Raw genomic sequence first — 15,063 nt, forward strand, 5'->3', positions numbered from 1 at the left:
GTCAGGTTAAATCGGCAGCGGCGGCGCTTACAGGGCGCCGCCAGCCTGCTTCTCCATCCTTATCCCAGCCGCTCCGCATGCCACTTCAAATGGTCATCCATGAAGGTGGAAATGAAATAATAGGAGTGATCGTAGCGCTCATGCATGCGCAGCGTCAGGCCGATATCCGTGCCCCTGATCGCTTCTTCGAACAGCCAGGGGCGCAGGCCCTTTTCGAGAAAACTATCGGCCTTGCCCTGATCGATCAGGAACTCGGGAAAACGCGCGCCGTCCTCGACCAGCGCACAGGCGTCGTATTGACGCCATGCGGCCTTATCCGCACCGAGGTATTTTTCCAGCGCCGGCTCGGACCAGTCGGCCGAAGAGGGAGCCACGATCGGCGCAAAGGCGGAGCAGCTCTTGAAACGCTCGGGGTTCTTGAGCGCAATGGTCATAGCGCCATGGCCGCCCATCGAATGGCCAAAAATGCCCTGGCGGCTCATATCCGCACGGAAATGCTGGCCGATGAGTGCGGGCAGTTCTTCCGTCACATAGCTGTACATCCGATAGTGCTCGGACCAGGGCTCTTCTGTGGCATCGAGATAAAATCCGGCGCCCTTGCCCATCTGCCAGTTGGTCAGCTCATCTGGCACGTCATTGCCGCGCGGGCTGGTATCCGGGCAGACGACGATCAGCCCGAGTTCCGAGGCCATCCGGCGATATTCGCCCTTTTCCATGACATTGGCATGGGTGCAGGTGAGGCCGGAAAGATACCACAGGACAGGGCAGGGCTCATGGATCGCCTTCGGCGGCACATAAACCGCAAAGCTCATCTCAGATTTCAGGGTTTCCGATGTGTGCGAAAATACGCCCTGCATGCCGCCAAAGGCCGTATTCTGCGAAATAATGTTCATGAAGCCATTCCTTGTGAAATTTTGCGGTTCAGCCTGCAAGCGAAACGGCTGCATTGACCGCCGCCGCCACAAGAACCGTATTGAAGAAGAAAGAAACGATGGAGTGCAGCAGCGTGACCTTGCGCATGGCGGTCGTGGTTATCCCCACATCCGACGTCTGCGCCGTCATGCCGATCACCACGGCGAAATAAAGAAAGTCGTAACCGCAGGGTTCCTTCGTGCCCGGAAAATCCATGCCGCCGCGATGCTGGCGTTTGCCGTCCACCATGGCGGGCCGCCAGTAAAGATGGGCGTAATGCAGGGCGGTCATGGTGTGGATGGTCAGCCAGCCGAAGATAACCGACGCGAAGGCGATGAGCAGCGTCCAGATAGTCTCGCCCGTATGGTTGAGAGCCTGAAACAGCGATACCACCGCGACGGCAACGGCTAGCAGCGTAACGGCGATGATAGCGACCGCAGGCAGATCGTCGCTATCGGCATGGGCCTTAAGGTGCTGCGCCGTCAGGCCCGACAGGCGAAAGGCAATCAGGGTGAGATAGGTCAGGAAGAACAGAACGGCCGCGATCTCGATCGCCAGCGGCGGCGCAAAAACCAGCGCCAGGCCAAGGCTCACGGCACCGACCAAAAAGGCAACGACGAAAGGTTGATGGCGGCGATAGCTGTTGCTTTTCATATTGGCCGGGGTCATGAGCGGCACCTTTCCGTTGGCGCCGTCATTTTTTGACACGGCGGCAGAAACGGTCAAGCGTCTCCAGAAAGGCGGAGCGGTCACGCGGTGAAAAAGCCGCATTATATCCCTTGCTTTCACCGGTTTCGCGCAGATGCGCGCCAAGATCGCGCATCGCCGTCGCCATCCCGATATTCGCCTGGTCAAAAACGCGGCCCGTCGGCCCGGTCACCAGCGCACCCTTGGCGACGCAGCGGCCGGCCAGCGGCACATCGGCGGTGATGACAATGTCGTTTTCGGCCGCATGATCGGCGATCCAGTCGTCCGCCGCGTCGAAACCGGCCGATACGATGACGTTTTTCACCATGGGATCGCGCGACGGGCGCAGACCGGAATTGGCAACGAAGGTCACTTCCAGCCCATGCCGCTCCGCCACCTTGAGAATCTCCGGCTTCACGGGGCAGGCATCGGCATCGACATAGATTTGCGGGTTTTGCGGCATGAGTACTCTTTTTGAGATAATTCCTGTCACGCTTCTAAGCGTAAATGCCGCGATTACCAAGCCTATCATTGCTGAAATGCGGGGTCGATGCCGGGTAGGGGCGGCACTTGCGACCACCCTGAAAATCGCATATGTTCCCTTTATGTTCTTATCCCGAAAGGTTTCCCATGCTGGAAGAGTTCATCGTGCAGGCGAAGTCCGCCACCTATGTCGGCGGCGGCAGCAAATCCGCGACGCCCACCCGCAAGGGATCGCACGATCTCGGGTATCAGAGCGGCGACTTGCACTATATCGACAGCTATTTCGGGGGAGCCGATTTCATCGGCCAGGAGGTTGTCTGGCATCAGGGAACGGCGGTGTGGGCGATGAGTTATTACGGTCGCATCCTTCGGCCCGACATGATCGACGGCCCCACGGCTGGCATGGTCATTCAGCGGTCGCTTTCCACGCTCTATCGTCAGGGCCGGTTCCTTGGCGGCTTCACCAACCCGGTGGAAAATCTGGTCTATGTCGATACGAATGAAGGTGAATTCCGGTCCTTCACCGGGATCGAGCGCATTTACCGAGGCCATGTCGAGACGTACCGGCTTGATTATCACGGCGGGATCATAAAGCCATGAGAGATGCGGCGGGATGGGACGATGATGTTTCACCGCCCCATCATAGGCTTCAAATCAGCCGGGCTGCTTGGTCTTGCGCAGATAGGGAAGAACCGTGTCGTAGGAGCCGAAACGGGCAATCGCATCTTCATTGGAAACGGCGGCGGTGATGATGACATCTTCACCCTGCTTCCAGTTGGCCGGTGTCGCCACCTGATGTTTGGAGGTGAGCTGGATGGAATCGATCGCGCGAAGAATTTCCTCGAAGTTGCGTCCGGTGGTCATGGGGTAGGTGAGGACCAGCTTGATCTTCTTGTCGGGACCGATGACGAAGACGGAGCGCACGGTGGCGTTATCGGCAGGCGTGCGGCCTTCGGAACTGTCGCCAGCGCCGGCCGGCAGCATGTCGTAAAGCTTTGCTACCTTCAGGTCCTTGTCGCCGATCAGCGGATAATCGACGTTGAAACCGGTCGCGGTGCGAATATCGTTCTTCCATTTTTCATGGCTTTCGACCGGATCGACCGAAATACCGATGATCTTGACGCCACGCTTTTCGAATTCCGGCTGCAGGCCACCCATCGCGCCGAGTTCCGTCGTGCAGACGGGGGTGAAGTTCTTCGGATGCGAAAACAGGACCGCCCAGCCGTCGCCGATCCAGTCGTGAAAGCTCACCGGACCATGGGTGGTCTCGGCGGTGAAGTCTGGTGCTATGTCGTTGATACGCAGGCTCATCTGATGTTTTCTCCCTAATGATTTGAACTGAAAACTGATGGTTCTCGGCAATCCGTGTCCGGCGCTGGAGCTTAGAGTTTTTGCATGAAATGGCCAGCCCTTTCATCGGGCTTCGGCGGTATTTGCTTCAGCCCCACAGAGATTTGATGGCCCTGATTTCCCCTGTTTGTCGCGGTTGCGCGATATCGGCCCGGTTGATTGTTTCAGGAGGACATGATTATTCCAGAGACGATCGGGGGGCCATCATGACGACTTCTTCTGCGCCTGTTTCAGCGACGGTTCGGGCACGCATTCCAGCGACGGTCTGGGTGCTCGGCATCGTTAGCCTTCTGATGGATATTTCTTCGGAAATGGTGCAGACGCTGCTGCCCTATTATCTCGTTTCCGGTCTCGGCGCTTCCGCGGTCACTGTCGGTTTCATCGAGGGAATGTCGGTTGCCATCGCCACCACGACCAAGCTGTTTTCCGGGATTATCGCGGACTGGACGAGGCGGCGGAAAATGCTCGCCGTGCTTGGATACGGTCTCGGCGCAATCTCGAAACTCGCTTTTCCCTTTGCCACCTCGCTTGGCTGGATCGTCGCCGCCAAGGCGGTGGACCGGGTCGGAAAGGGCATTCGCGGAACGCCGCGCGATGCCCTTATTGCCGATGTGACGCCGCCTGAAATTCGTGGCGCCGCATTCGGGCTTAGAAAGTCGCTCGATACGGTCGGCGGCTTCCTCGGGCCGCTGGCGGCCATCGGGCTGATGTTCGCGCTCAGCGAAAATGTACTCGCCATTTTCTGGATCGCGGTCATTCCCGCTTTCCTTGCGGTGTTCATTCTCATCGCCGGTGTGACGGAACCGGATGCGCCCGCAAGACCGAAAGCCGAAAAGCCATTCCGGCTCGCCGATTTTGCGAAACTCAATCGGGCGGTCTGGATCGTCATCATCGCGGCGTCGCTCCTGACCTTCGCCCGTTTCAGCGAAGCATTCCTGTTGCTGAAATCCGAAGAGGCAGGCTTCCGGCCGGCATGGATACCGATCACGATGGTCATCATGCATGCCGTCTATGGCCTGACAGCCTATCCCGCCGGCCGGCTTTCGGACAGGATCGGCCGCTCAGGGATTATCGCGGCGAGCATGGTCGTGCTGGTGGCCTCCTATCTGACGCTCGCTTTTGCCAATTCCATTCCGCTGTTCCTGTTCGGCATTCTTCTATGGGGGCTGCATATGGGCCTGTCGCAGGGGCTGCTCGCAGCCCTGATTGCGGAAACGGCGCCGCCGCATCTCAAGGGAACGGCCTTCGGCGTCTTCAATCTGATGACGGGTCTGGCGGTGCTGGTCGGCAATGTCATCGCTGGCTTGCTGTGGGACCTCCATGGTTCCTTCGGCACCTTCCTGGCGGGCGCAGCACTCTCTTTTACCGCATTGCCGGTGTTGATCTGGGTATCCCGTCGAAAGCGCGCCGCCGCCTGAGCCTCTACCGAAAATACGACGACGTTCCGCGCCGCCATTCGGCGAGCCGCGCCGGAGGTGGTGATGCAGAAGGTCGCCATTGCTGTCGACAAGATACGCGCAGCCGGAAAAATCGTGGGGACGCTCGCGACATTGGAAGAAATGCCGCACTGGCGGAAGCGTGGCGTGCAATTCTTCTACATCCATTCCGATCCGTTCCTGCGCCGCGGTCTCGCCGCGGTGAAGGAGGCGCTCGCCTGAGGCGGAGCAGGGGTTCTTCGGTTTAACGACGCCGCAAGCGAGGGCCTGAACCTTCAGGCCCTTGCCATGCCGTTAGAAATCCGCCGTGACGGGTTTCCACAAATGCACCGGATCGAAGCCGCCGCAGCGCGCGATCACAATCCGGGTGCCGTTTTTAACCCGCCGCCGCAAAAGATCGGAACGTTCGGACTGCGCCCGAAGAGAACCGTCATCCTGAAGCTTCTGCAGCATCGACCGCGAAAGCCCGAGTTCAGACGCCAGCAGACGATCAAGGCGTATACCGGCCTGAAGCGGAACCATGAGATCGATCTCCGCCATGGCCCAGTCGGGAGTGTCATCCCGTATCTGTTTCGCGATATCGAATTCCGGAAACTCGTCGACGCGCTGGGATTTACGTCTCAAGGCTTCGAGGTTGAATGCCTCCGCCCTTATCCATTGCGGATCGTTGGACTGCAACGCTTCGAGGACGGCAGGGCTGATGTCCCGGACATTCTCCCGCTCGAAAATCGGCCTGTTCCAGCTCTTGTCGCACATCAGGCATCTATAGATAAGCCACGCATCCAGCTTGCGGCCATTGGCATTGAGCCGGATCTTGCCGCTGGCCTGAAATGCCCTCAGGCCACCGCATCCGCTGCATGCAAGCCAGGGCTGGGGCGCCGTTCGTGGTGTAATGGTCCATTGGACCCGAAGTAAATTGCACATAGTCTCTTGGTCTTCCATTTGGAAGTCCACCGAGATGGTGCAGGAGCAAACCCTTACGGGAACGGCATGGCGGTGTTCTGGGGTGGTGAAGAGCTGAGACAGCGGCGCTGTGCAGGGCACATTGTAACAATGCCAGACCGGTCTCTTGCCACCACCCGATGAACATGATCATACGCAGACAGCCTGCGGCTATCCGCAATACGGGTGAAACTGGATTGAGACCGGTATTTACTTAGGCAAAGTCTACCTCGATGCGCCAATGCTCTTCGGTGGCGACAATAACAAACGATCGTTCCGAAGCAGAGTCATCAAGTGCAGCGAAAAGGCCGAAAGCCGTTACGATGCGACTTTTATGCAACGTCAGGTGACCCGCCCATTCTTCCCGGTTCGAACGACGTCGACGGACGGATTTTGCGCCTGTTAGCGGCTGTCGGAAACGGAAGATACCGGTGACTATACGCCAGGCAAACATCCTTAAGGGGGACGGTTTCAATCTAGAAACATAATCGCATAAGATAGATTATGGAACTTATTCGATGATGTAATTCCGGATTCAATGTCGCCGCGCGATCAAGCCATGGCCGTTTCAACACCTCGAAAGCCCGTGAATATCTTTTCCCACCACAATCGAACTGATCATATGGTTCCGGAATTGAAAAGCACGAAGCGTTGAACTGAACTCACCCTGTCAGATTGATTTTAGCGAAACACGTTTCTCAAGTTCATCTGCCAACTCTTTGCGTTCGCTATATCTATCTGTGAGATATCTGGAAGCGTCACGCGTCAGCAGCGTGAATTTTACCAGTTCCTCACAGACATCCACGACACGGTCATAATAGGATGACGGCTTCATCCGGCCTTCCGCGTCGAACTCCTGATACGCCCTTGCCACCGAGGACTGGTTGGGAATGGTGATCATCCGCATCCATCGGCCGAGAATTCGCATCTGGTTCACGGCGTTGAAGGACTGGCTGCCGCCGGACACTTCCATGACGGCGAGCGTCTTGCCCTGTGTCGGCCGTAAAGAACCGATTGCAAGAGGAATCCAGTCGATCTGCGACTTCATGATGCCGGTCATTGCGCCATGACGTTCCGGGCTTACCCAGACCTGTCCTTCCGACCATTCTGAAAGTTCACGCAGTTCCTGCACCTTGGCATGGCTGGCTGGCGCTTCATCGGGTAAAGGCAGGCCCTTCGGATCGAATACTCGAACCTCGCAACCGAGCCGTTCGAGCAGCCGCCCAGCCTCGAACGCCAGCAGACGGCTATAGGACACCTCGCGCAGCGAGCCATAAAGGATCAGGATGCGTGGTTTATGGGTCGAAAACGCCGGACGCAGAGCCGCCGGGTCAATGCTGTGCAGGTGATGCGCCTGCAACGCGGGAAACCTGTCAGACAATGCGCTTTCCTTCATTATCGAGAACCTGCTCGCCATCCTCCTTGAAGAATGGCCCTTTGAAAGCGTCCGGCAGAATATCCAGCACGACCTCTGAAGGACGGGCGAGCCTGGTGCCGAGCGGTGTTACGACAAAGGGGCGATTGATGAGGATCGGCGTTTGCATCATCGCATCGAGCAACTGGTCGTCATTCAGGTCCGGATTGTCGAGACCGAGCTGGGCATAAGGTGTCCCCTTCTCGCGCATGGCCTCGCGCACCGTCAGGCCAGCATCCGCAATCATTCTTGCGAGATTCTCGCGTGTCGGCGGTTCCCGCAGATATTCGATCACGGTCGGCTCGATCCCTGCCGCGCGGATCAGCGCCAGCGTGTTGCGCGACGTCCCGCAGGACGGGTTGTGATAGATGGTGATGTCCATGGTCACTGCCTTTCGGTCATTATCGTTCGGGAAACGGCGGGTGCGGCCTCATACCAGCCCTTCGAGCGGTTCACGATCCAGACGACCGAAAGCATGACCGGAACTTCGATGAGGACGCCGACAACGGTTGCCAGCGCCGCACCTGACTGAAAGCCGAACAGGCTGATGGCGGCCGCGACCGCGAGCTCGAAGAAGTTGCTGGCGCCAATGAGTGCGGAAGGCCCGGCGACGCAATGGCGCTCACCCGTCATGCGGTTCAGGAGGTAGGCAAGCCCCGAATTCAGATAGACCTGGATGAGGATGGGAATGGCGAGCAGGCCGATGATGGCCGGCTGGGCGATGATTTGCTCGCCCTGGAAGGCGAAGAGAAGAATGAGTGTCGCGAGCAGCGCCGTCAGAGAAACCGGCTGCAGCTTTGCGAGAACGCAATCCAGCATCCGTGAGGTTCCGTCAGTCATGAGCCGATGCCTGATCAGCTGCGCAAGGATGACCGGAACGACAATATAGAGCGCAACGGAGAGAACAAGCGTATCCCAGGGCACGGTAATGGCGGAAAGGCCGAGCAGCAGGCCGACCACGGGAGCAAAGGCCACGACCATGATCGCATCGTTGAGCGCGACCTGCGACAGCGTAAACAGCGGCTCGCCTCGTGTAAGGTTGCTCCAGACGAAGACCATGGCGGTGCATGGAGCAGCGGCAAGGATGATCAACCCGGCAACATAGGAATCGATCTCACCAGCCGGAAGATAAGGGCGGAACAGCCAGCCGATGAAAAACCAGCCTAGCAGCGCCATCGAGAACGGCTTGACGGCCCAGTTGATGAACAACGTCACGCCGATGCCGCGCCAGAACATGCCGACCTGCGAAAGAGAGCGGAAATCGATCTTGAGCAGCATCGGAATGATCATCAGCCAGATCAGGATCGCGACCGGAATATTCACTTTGGCGATCTCGGCCGCAGCGATGAGCTGAAAGACGCCGGGCATCAAATGACCGAGCGCGACACCGGCGACGATGCACAGAAACACCCAGACGGTCAGATATCGTTCGAAGGCAGACATCAGGCCGACTTTCCTTCAGGATTGGTGGTTCCATCCAATGCACCGATCTGCCGAAGCTGCGTTTCCAGCGCCATTCGATCGATGGATTGCAGGGGCAGGCTGACGAAAGCCGCAATCCTGTTCTTGAGGAAACGCGCAGCCTGCGCGAAAGCGCGCTGAACCTCGATCTCCGAGCCGACCGCAGCGGCGGGATCCTCTATCCCCCAATGGGCCGTCATCGGATGGCCGATCCAGACCGGACAGGCTTCGCCGGCGGCGCTGTCGCACACAGTGAAGATGAAATCCATCCGGGGCGCATCCGGCCCGGCAAACACGTCCCAGCTTTTCGAGGTGAAGCCGCTGGTGGGATACCCCAGTACCGCGAGTTCCTTCAGGGCGTGAGGATTTACCTCTCCCTTCGGCTGGCTGCCGGCCGAATAGGCATTGAACCTCCCCTCACCTTCCTTGGCGAGAATGGATTCGGCAAGAATGGAGCGAGCGGAATTGCCCGTGCACAAAAAGAGCACGTTATAGATCTTGTCGGTCATGGTTTCGTTCCGTGGTTAGATCGGTGGTCTCGCAAGCCCGGCGATCGAAGCAGAAGAAGTGGTGGACACCAGCCCGGCGGCGCTCATGACGGCTTTACCTGCGGGCTGCAGCAGGGTGTCAGCTCGGCAATCAAAGGCGCGCAAAGCTCGGTCGAACCACCGCAGCAATCCTTCAGCAAAAACAGGGTCAGCAGGCGCAACCCGTCAAGATCGGCGCGATAGATGATAGACCGGCTCTGCCGCTCACTTTTGACCAGACCGGCCCGGGAAAGCGTGGCGAGATGCGCCGACATCGTGTTCTGGGGAACGTCGACAAGACGCGCGAGCTCACCGGCCGGAATGCCATCCGGCTCGTGGCGCACGAGAAGCCGGAAGGTCTCCAGGCGGGTAGATTGGGCGAGCGCGCCAAGCGCGGTTATTGCACTACTGTTATCCATATATCTAGAATAATGGATATAACGAGCGTGTCAAGTGACGGATATCGTCATGGTCGACAGGCCGGGCGAAGGAATTCCCCTCGCCCTGCCCCTGCAAGCGCTTAAACCAGCTTCGCGTCGTAAAGCCGTGAGACGACCGTTCTCGAGACCGCAGTCCGGTTTTTGGGGACTATTCGGTACGGGCCTATGCCCCAGCTGTTGCCGGCGTCGGACACCGTCCGGTTTCATCCGCTGCATTGGAATTGCCGTGCCGAAAGGAAACGGCCGATGATCAGATGCATCATCTCGGCCTCTTTCAGGGGCCGGAAATCGGGATCGACCGCCAGGCGCGAGAAAACACCGTCAATCAATGCGGCAATCCAGGTGGCGGCGCGCTCGGCGTCGAGATTGGCACAGATAATCTAATGTAATTTCAAAACTCACCAGACGCCTCCCGGCGTCTCAGGTCCAGTTCTTCGCTATAGCGCCTCAGCGTATGGCTTTCGGTGAGCAATCCGACAGGGCGATTTTCGATCTTGTCATTAACGACAACCAGCGCTTCGCTCTCCGCCGCATCGAAGGCTGCCGCCGCCTGGCGGGCATTCATGGTCGGCAGCAGCACATCGTTCTTGTATTGCAGATAGGTTTCGAGGCTGATCTTGCTGGGGTCGCGATCCATCGGGTCCGCGTAAATTTCCGGCACGAGGACGATGCCCGCATAACGCCCGTCATCATGGGTCATGATTACCCGTTGCGTCGAACCGAGCGGGAACTTCTCCTTGAAGGCCGGGAGGCCCATGCTGACATTGGCCTTGCGGATATCGGCGCGCATCATCCTGCCGACCGTCAGGTCGCGGATCCAGCCAATATCATGGGCGCTGCGAATGCTCTCGCCCCGCAGGTGAAAACGCCAGGTGGCGAAGGAGTAACCGAAGGTAGTGCGCACCACGAGCGAGGTGGTGATGACGGCGGCAAGCACCAGCGCCGTGATCTGGAAGTCGCCTGTCAGTTCCAGCGCCAGAAACGTCATCGTCAGCGGACCGCCGATAATGGCGGCGGCAAAGGCGCTCATGCCGATCACGGCATAGACGATAGGCGCTGTCGAGCCATAGCCGATATAGGGTGCGCAGAGCGCGAAAATCTTGCCGAGCAGCGAGCCCATGAACAGCGACGCGAAAAACAGGCCGCCGCGGAAATTCGAGCCGATGGAAATGGCGCTCGCCGCCGCTTTCAGCAGGAACAGCCCGGCCACCCCGTATATCGTCAGTTCGGCATCGATATTGAGATGCAGCGCACCATGGCCGCTCGACAGCACCTGCGGTGAAATCAGCGCGAGCCCGCCCACCGCCACGCCGCCGATGGCAGGACGCAGCCAGCCCGGAATGGCGCTTTTGCGTGCGGTTTCTTCGATGAAGGACACCGCCTGCATCAGCACGATGCCGATGGCCGCACATACGACGCCGAGAAAGATGGCGGGCACATAATCCGCCGGTGTTACACGGCTGGCATCGACAATATCGATCGAGATACCATGGCCGCCGATAATCCCTATGACCGTCGTCGCCACCAGTGCCGAGACGATGAGCGGCGCAAGCGTCACCACTGTATAGGTGCCGATGATGAGTTCGATGGCGTAGAACGCCCCGGTCAGAGGCGCATTGAAGGCAGCAGCAATCGCGCCCGCAGCGCCGCAGCCGACAAGGATACGCATGTCCCCTCGCCGCAGCTTCAGCTTGATGCCGATCTTCGAGGCGACGCCGCTGGCGATCTGTGTGTAACCGGCCTCCAGCCCAACGGACGCGCCAAAACCGTTGGAGACGATATTCTGCACGCAGACGATGATGCTGTCCGTCAGCGACAGCCGGCCGCCATGCAGCGCATTCGCCTCGATGGGGTCGACCATGGGTTTCTTGCGGGTCTTCGAAAGGATGAAGATGATCAGCCCGAGCACGATGCCGCCGATAATCGGGCCGACAAGCACGATCCGTCCGGAAAGATCGCTGCTGCTCAGCCGCTCGACGCCGAAAACCAGCAGATGCAACGCCGTGCTCAAGGCGCCGATCAGCGCAACCAGAAGGCCCGCCGCAATGCCGATGAAGACGGCAAGGAGCACCAGTCCCAGTTCGCCGCGCCGGAACATCGCCCGCAGGCGACTGGCGCGCAGATTGTCGAAGAAGCTCGCCATACTGGGTGCACGGAAAGGCTTGGTCGACATGCTGTTCCTTTTCAGGCGGCGTCAGGCTGCGTCGATCTCGATCTCGAAACGCATTTGATCATAGGCCGGTTCGACATGATCAGGCGTTTCCCGCATCACCGTCTCATAATCGAGCGGAATATGCATGTGGGTCAAGATCGCCCTTTTGGGTGCGAATCTCTCGATCCAGCCAAGCGCCTGTTCCAGTGAAAGATGGCTGGGGTGATACCGGTGCTGCAGCGCGTCGATGACGAGGACATCGAGACCGGCAAGCTTCGGCAGGCTTTCTGCCGGAAAATCGCTGACATCGGTGCAATAGGCGACGTCACCAATGCGGAAGCCCAGCGAATGCACATCGCCATGCTGCTGCATGTGCACGTTGAACGGGATCGGCCCGCCTGCCCCATCGATGATCAAGGCCGCGTCGATATCGGCGATGATCCGCGGTTCGACGATGGGCGGATAGCTGCTGCCCGGCGGGGTCTCCAGGCAATAGGCGAAACCGTCCTTTATCCGCGCCATGGTAATGGGATCGGCATAGATCGGAATGCGGTTTTGCTGAAGGGCGAAATAGATGCGCAGATCGTCGATACCGTGCAGATGGTCGGCATGGGCATGGGTGTAAAGCACAGCATCCACCGCCTCCACCTTGGCCGCGATCATCTGTTCGCGAAAATCCGGACCGGTGTCGATGACAACAGTCGTCCTGCCGCCATCCGGGCCGATCTGCTCCACCATGAAGGCCGTTCGCGTGCGCCGGTTCTTCGGGTTTTCGGGGTCGCAGGCGCCCCAGTCGCCGTTGATGCGCGGCACGCCGGGCGACGACGCGCAACCGAGAACCGTGAAGCGACGACGGTAGATTGCCACACCTATACCCTTGTCATCTTGGAAAAGCAGCGGAAGGCGTTTTCGGTGGTGATTTCGGCCATGCGCTCATAGGAAATGCCATGCACATCGGCCAGAACCTCAGCGGTATTGACCACGTAGGACGGCTCGTTGCGCTTTCCCCGCCAGCGCTTCGGCGCAAGATAGGGCGCATCCGTTTCCACCAGCAGCCGGTCCAGCGGCACGGAGGCGGCGATATCGCGGATGTCCTGCGATTTAGGGAAGGTCAGAATGCCGGAAAAGGACACATATCCGCCAAGCTCGACACCGGTTTTCGCCAGCTCGGGACCAGCGGAAAAGCAGTGGAGAATGAAGGGGAATGGTCCCTTGTCGCTTTCGGCGCGCAAAATCGCGGCCATATCGTCATCGGCGCTTCGGCTGTGGATGACAAGCGGCAGCTTCGTTCGTCTTGCTGCCTCGATGTGGCGAATGAGGCCGGTCTTCTGGTCTTCCGGCTTCTGAGTATCGTAGAAATAATCCAGACCCGCCTCGCCGATCGCCACGATCTTGTCATGGCTCTCCGCCAGCCGCACGAGCTCATCGGCAGAAATATCCAGTTCCTCATCGGCATTGTTCGGATGCGTGCCGACCGAACAGAAGACCGACGGATATTTTTCCGTGATCTTCAAGAGTTCGGGCAGCCGGCGCACCCGGGTCGAGATCGTCACCATCTGGCTCACACCAGAAGCATGGGCGCGGGCAATGATATCGTCGCGCTCAGCCTCGAAATCGGGAAAATCCAGATGGCAATGTGTATCGATCAGCATGGGTCTCGCCTTCACGCTTCCGGTGCGACGTAACGCGGGAAGACCGGCTTCGGTGCTTCCAACGGCGTGCCCGGAACCAGACGACCCGCTTCGCCGAGTGCTGCAAAATCACGTTTGTCGGCAGGTGCCGCAACGAGATCCAGCAGCTTCTCGCAGGATTTCGGCATGAAAGGCTGCAGGAGAATGCCGATCTGGCGCACCACTTCCGCCGTAACGTAAAGCACGGTGCCCATGCGCTCGGGATCGGTCTTCTTCAGCGCCCACGGCTCCTGAGAGGCAAAATAGCGGTCGGTCTCCGAGACGACGGCGATGATGGCCGCAAGCGCGCGGTGGATGAGCTGCTTGCCCATTTCCTCGCGGCAAATCTCAAGCAGCCCATCGGCGGAAGCCAACATCGCCTTGTCTTCTTCGGTGAACTCACCGGGCGTCGGGATCTGACCGTCGCAATTCTTGACGATCATCGACAGCGAACGGCTGGCGAGATTGCCGATACCGTTGGCAAGATCGGCATTGATGCGGTTGGCGATGCCCTCTTCGCTATAGCTGCCGTCCTGGCCGAAGGAGACTTCGCGCAGGAAGAAATAACGGACCTGATCGAGACCGAAATGGTTCACCAGATTGGCCGGATCGACGACGTTGCCGAGCGACTTCGACATCTTCTCGCCCTTGTTGAGCAGGAAGCCATGCGCATAGACCCGCTTGGGCAACGGCAGCTTCGCGCTCATCAGGAAAGCCGGCCAATAGACCGCGTGGAAGCGGATGATGTCCTTGCCGATGATATGCACGTCGGCCGGCCAATATTTGGCGCGCGGGCCGTTTTTATCCTCGATGTAACCAGTCGCGGTTATGTAGTTGGTCAGCGCATCGACCCAGACATACATGACGTGTTTCGGATCGTTCGGAACCTTGATGCCCCAGTCGAAGGTGGTGCGGGAAATCGACAGGTCCTTGAGGCCGGATTTGACGAAGGAGATGATTTCGTTGCGACGTTCTGCCGGGCCGATGAACTCCGGGTTCTCCTCGTAGAGCTTGAGCAGCTTGTCCTCATATTCGGAGAGCTTGAAGAAGTAGCTTTCCTCCTCCACCCACTCGACCGGCGTGCCCTGCGGCCCATAACGAACGCCGTCAGCGCGCACTTCCGTCTCGTCCTCGGCGTAATAGGCCTCGTCGCGCACGGAATACCAGCCGGCATAGCTGTCCTTGTAGATGTCGCCGCTGTCGGCCATCAGGTTCCAGATATTGCGCGAGGTCTCGTGGTGACGCTCTTCCGTGGTGCGGATGAAATCGTCGTTCGAGGCGTTGAGCAACTTGCCCATTACGCGGAACTGGTCGGAATTGCGCGCAGCCAGTTCTTCCGGCGAAATACCCTCCGCCCGCGCCGTCTGCTGCATCTTCTGGCCATGTTCGTCGGTGCCGGTCAGGAAGAACACATCCATTCCATCCAGGCGCTGAAAGCGTGCCATGGCGTCCGTCGCAATCAACTCATAGGCATGGCCGATATGCGGCTTGCCGTTAGGATAGGAGATCGCGGTGGTGATGTAGAATGGTGTCTTGTCTGTCATGACGGTCTATCGACTTTACAGGCTGTTTTTTGGATAGACCGCTCT

At 58.9% G+C, this 15,063-nt stretch carries 17 protein-coding genes and 1 pseudogene; 4 read left to right on the top strand and 14 right to left on the bottom strand.

Translation table 11 applies throughout. The features are described 5' to 3' along the window. Window positions 1–59: 59 nt before the first annotated feature. Genes fghA through BTE54_RS14745 form a run of 3 tightly spaced genes read right to left on the bottom strand, consistent with a single transcriptional unit; the run spans window position 60 to window position 2,062 of the window. Window positions 60–893 (bottom strand): S-formylglutathione hydrolase, encoded by an 834-nt coding sequence (fghA, locus tag BTE54_RS14735; protein ID WP_078052960.1) that lies wholly within the window; start codon window positions 891–893, stop codon window positions 60–62. Between the two features lie 28 nt (window positions 894–921). Next, window positions 922–1,581 carry a DUF1345 domain-containing protein gene (locus BTE54_RS14740; protein ID WP_078053099.1) on the bottom strand — a complete coding sequence of 220 codons (660 nt, stop codon included), beginning with the start codon at window positions 1,579–1,581 and terminating at the stop codon, window positions 922–924. Between the two features lie 25 nt (window positions 1,582–1,606). Then, complete coding sequence (locus tag BTE54_RS14745) at window positions 1,607–2,062, bottom strand: YaiI/YqxD family protein (protein WP_078052961.1); 456 nt, start codon at window positions 2,060–2,062, stop codon at window positions 1,607–1,609. A gap of 167 nt (window positions 2,063–2,229) precedes the next feature. On the opposite strand from BTE54_RS14745, the gene BTE54_RS14750 reads away from it, so the two are divergent. After that, on the top strand, window positions 2,230–2,682 hold the full coding sequence (locus tag BTE54_RS14750; RefSeq protein ID WP_078053100.1) for a DUF5680 domain-containing protein: 453 nt from the start codon (window positions 2,230–2,232) through the stop codon (window positions 2,680–2,682). Between the two features lie 54 nt (window positions 2,683–2,736). Here the strand turns inward: BTE54_RS14750 and BTE54_RS14755 are convergent, their stop codons facing one another. Next, window positions 2,737–3,393 carry a peroxiredoxin gene (locus tag BTE54_RS14755; protein WP_035217366.1) on the bottom strand — a complete coding sequence of 219 codons (657 nt, stop codon included), beginning with the start codon at window positions 3,391–3,393 and terminating at the stop codon, window positions 2,737–2,739. Between the two features lie 245 nt (window positions 3,394–3,638). On the opposite strand from BTE54_RS14755, the gene BTE54_RS14760 reads away from it, so the two are divergent. Together BTE54_RS14760 and BTE54_RS14765 are read left to right on the top strand one after the other, a co-directional pair. Further along, entirely contained in the window at window positions 3,639–4,850 is a 1,212-nt protein-coding gene (locus BTE54_RS14760) for an MFS transporter (protein WP_078052962.1), read from the top strand. A gap of 28 nt (window positions 4,851–4,878) precedes the next feature. Next, window positions 4,879–5,090 (top strand): annotated as a pseudogene (locus tag BTE54_RS14765) (2,4-dihydroxyhept-2-ene-1,7-dioic acid aldolase); the annotation flags it as partial. Between the two features lie 72 nt (window positions 5,091–5,162). Here the strand turns inward: BTE54_RS14765 and BTE54_RS14770 are convergent. From BTE54_RS14770 to BTE54_RS14795, 6 genes are all read right to left on the bottom strand, one after another. Next, window positions 5,163–5,912, bottom strand: coding sequence for a DUF1062 domain-containing protein (locus BTE54_RS14770; protein ID WP_198939150.1), 750 nt, complete (start codon window positions 5,910–5,912; stop codon window positions 5,163–5,165). A gap of 568 nt (window positions 5,913–6,480) precedes the next feature. After that, complete coding sequence (gene arsH, locus BTE54_RS14775; RefSeq protein ID WP_245316616.1) at window positions 6,481–7,209, bottom strand: arsenical resistance protein ArsH; 729 nt, start codon at window positions 7,207–7,209, stop codon at window positions 6,481–6,483. After that, window positions 7,184–7,606, bottom strand: coding sequence for an arsenate reductase (glutaredoxin) (arsC, locus tag BTE54_RS14780; RefSeq protein WP_065655422.1), 423 nt, complete (start codon window positions 7,604–7,606; stop codon window positions 7,184–7,186). Before arsC ends, arsH begins: the two co-directional genes overlap by 26 nt. Before the next feature lie 2 nt (window positions 7,607–7,608). Beyond that, a complete protein-coding gene (gene arsB, locus BTE54_RS14785) occupies window positions 7,609–8,667 on the bottom strand; it encodes an ACR3 family arsenite efflux transporter (protein WP_078052965.1) in 1,059 nt (352 codons plus the stop codon). Then, complete coding sequence (locus BTE54_RS14790) at window positions 8,667–9,194, bottom strand: arsenate reductase ArsC (RefSeq protein WP_078052966.1); 528 nt, start codon at window positions 9,192–9,194, stop codon at window positions 8,667–8,669. The genes arsB and BTE54_RS14790 overlap by 1 nt, the downstream gene beginning before the upstream one ends. 83 nt (window positions 9,195–9,277) lie before the next feature. Continuing rightward, on the bottom strand, window positions 9,278–9,631 hold the full coding sequence (locus BTE54_RS14795) for a metalloregulator ArsR/SmtB family transcription factor (RefSeq protein ID WP_078052967.1): 354 nt from the start codon (window positions 9,629–9,631) through the stop codon (window positions 9,278–9,280). A gap of 275 nt (window positions 9,632–9,906) precedes the next feature. On the opposite strand from BTE54_RS14795, the gene BTE54_RS25425 reads away from it, so the two are divergent. After that, window positions 9,907–10,041 carry a hypothetical protein gene (locus BTE54_RS25425; RefSeq protein ID WP_262927925.1) on the top strand — a complete coding sequence of 45 codons (135 nt, stop codon included), beginning with the start codon at window positions 9,907–9,909 and terminating at the stop codon, window positions 10,039–10,041. 2 nt (window positions 10,042–10,043) lie between these two features. Here the strand turns inward: BTE54_RS25425 and BTE54_RS14800 are convergent, their stop codons facing one another. The 4 genes from BTE54_RS14800 to metG are packed head-to-tail and all read right to left on the bottom strand — an operon-like array spanning window position 10,044 to window position 15,018. Continuing rightward, window positions 10,044–11,825, bottom strand: coding sequence for a chloride channel protein (locus BTE54_RS14800; RefSeq protein ID WP_078052968.1), 1,782 nt, complete (start codon window positions 11,823–11,825; stop codon window positions 10,044–10,046). Window positions 11,826–11,846: 21 nt separating this feature from the next. Further along, the gene (locus BTE54_RS14805) at window positions 11,847–12,671 is read right to left on the bottom strand and encodes an MBL fold metallo-hydrolase (RefSeq protein ID WP_078052969.1); all 825 of its coding nucleotides are present in this window, start codon (window positions 12,669–12,671) and stop codon (window positions 11,847–11,849) included. Window positions 12,672–12,673: 2 nt separating this feature from the next. Next, complete coding sequence (locus tag BTE54_RS14810; RefSeq protein WP_078052970.1) at window positions 12,674–13,456, bottom strand: TatD family hydrolase; 783 nt, start codon at window positions 13,454–13,456, stop codon at window positions 12,674–12,676. Window positions 13,457–13,467: 11 nt separating this feature from the next. Then, a complete protein-coding gene (metG, locus tag BTE54_RS14815) occupies window positions 13,468–15,018 on the bottom strand; it encodes a methionine--tRNA ligase (RefSeq protein WP_078052971.1) in 1,551 nt (516 codons plus the stop codon). Window positions 15,019–15,063: the final 45 nt, after the last annotated feature.

Source organism: Agrobacterium sp. YIC 4121 (assembly GCF_002008205.1).
In the GTDB taxonomy this organism is placed as follows: domain Bacteria; phylum Pseudomonadota; class Alphaproteobacteria; order Rhizobiales; family Rhizobiaceae; genus Agrobacterium; species Agrobacterium leguminum.

Excerpts from the sequence above, each read along its gene's own strand:
- BTE54_RS14810 (WP_078052970.1), bottom strand. The coding sequence starts at position 13,456 with ATGCTGATCGATACACATTGCCATCTGGATTTTCCCGATTTCGAGGCT.
- BTE54_RS14790 (WP_078052966.1), bottom strand. The coding sequence starts at position 9,194 with ATGACCGACAAGATCTATAACGTGCTCTTTTTGTGCACGGGCAATTCC.
- fghA (WP_078052960.1), bottom strand. The coding sequence starts at position 893 with ATGAACATTATTTCGCAGAATACGGCCTTTGGCGGCATGCAGGGCGTA.
- arsC (WP_065655422.1), bottom strand. The coding sequence starts at position 7,606 with ATGGACATCACCATCTATCACAACCCGTCCTGCGGGACGTCGCGCAAC.
- BTE54_RS14755 (WP_035217366.1), bottom strand. The coding sequence starts at position 3,393 with ATGAGCCTGCGTATCAACGACATAGCACCAGACTTCACCGCCGAGACC.
- BTE54_RS14740 (WP_078053099.1), bottom strand. The coding sequence starts at position 1,581 with ATGACCCCGGCCAATATGAAAAGCAACAGCTATCGCCGCCATCAACCT.
- BTE54_RS14800 (WP_078052968.1), bottom strand. The coding sequence starts at position 11,825 with ATGTCGACCAAGCCTTTCCGTGCACCCAGTATGGCGAGCTTCTTCGAC.
- arsB (WP_078052965.1), bottom strand. The coding sequence starts at position 8,667 with ATGTCTGCCTTCGAACGATATCTGACCGTCTGGGTGTTTCTGTGCATC.
- BTE54_RS14795 (WP_078052967.1), bottom strand. The coding sequence starts at position 9,631 with ATGGATAACAGTAGTGCAATAACCGCGCTTGGCGCGCTCGCCCAATCT.
- BTE54_RS14745 (WP_078052961.1), bottom strand. The coding sequence starts at position 2,062 with ATGCCGCAAAACCCGCAAATCTATGTCGATGCCGATGCCTGCCCCGTG.
- BTE54_RS14760 (WP_078052962.1), top strand. The coding sequence starts at position 3,639 with ATGACGACTTCTTCTGCGCCTGTTTCAGCGACGGTTCGGGCACGCATT.
- BTE54_RS25425 (WP_262927925.1), top strand. The coding sequence starts at position 9,907 with ATGCATCATCTCGGCCTCTTTCAGGGGCCGGAAATCGGGATCGACCGC.
- metG (WP_078052971.1), bottom strand. The coding sequence starts at position 15,018 with ATGACAGACAAGACACCATTCTACATCACCACCGCGATCTCCTATCCT.
- BTE54_RS14750 (WP_078053100.1), top strand. The coding sequence starts at position 2,230 with ATGCTGGAAGAGTTCATCGTGCAGGCGAAGTCCGCCACCTATGTCGGC.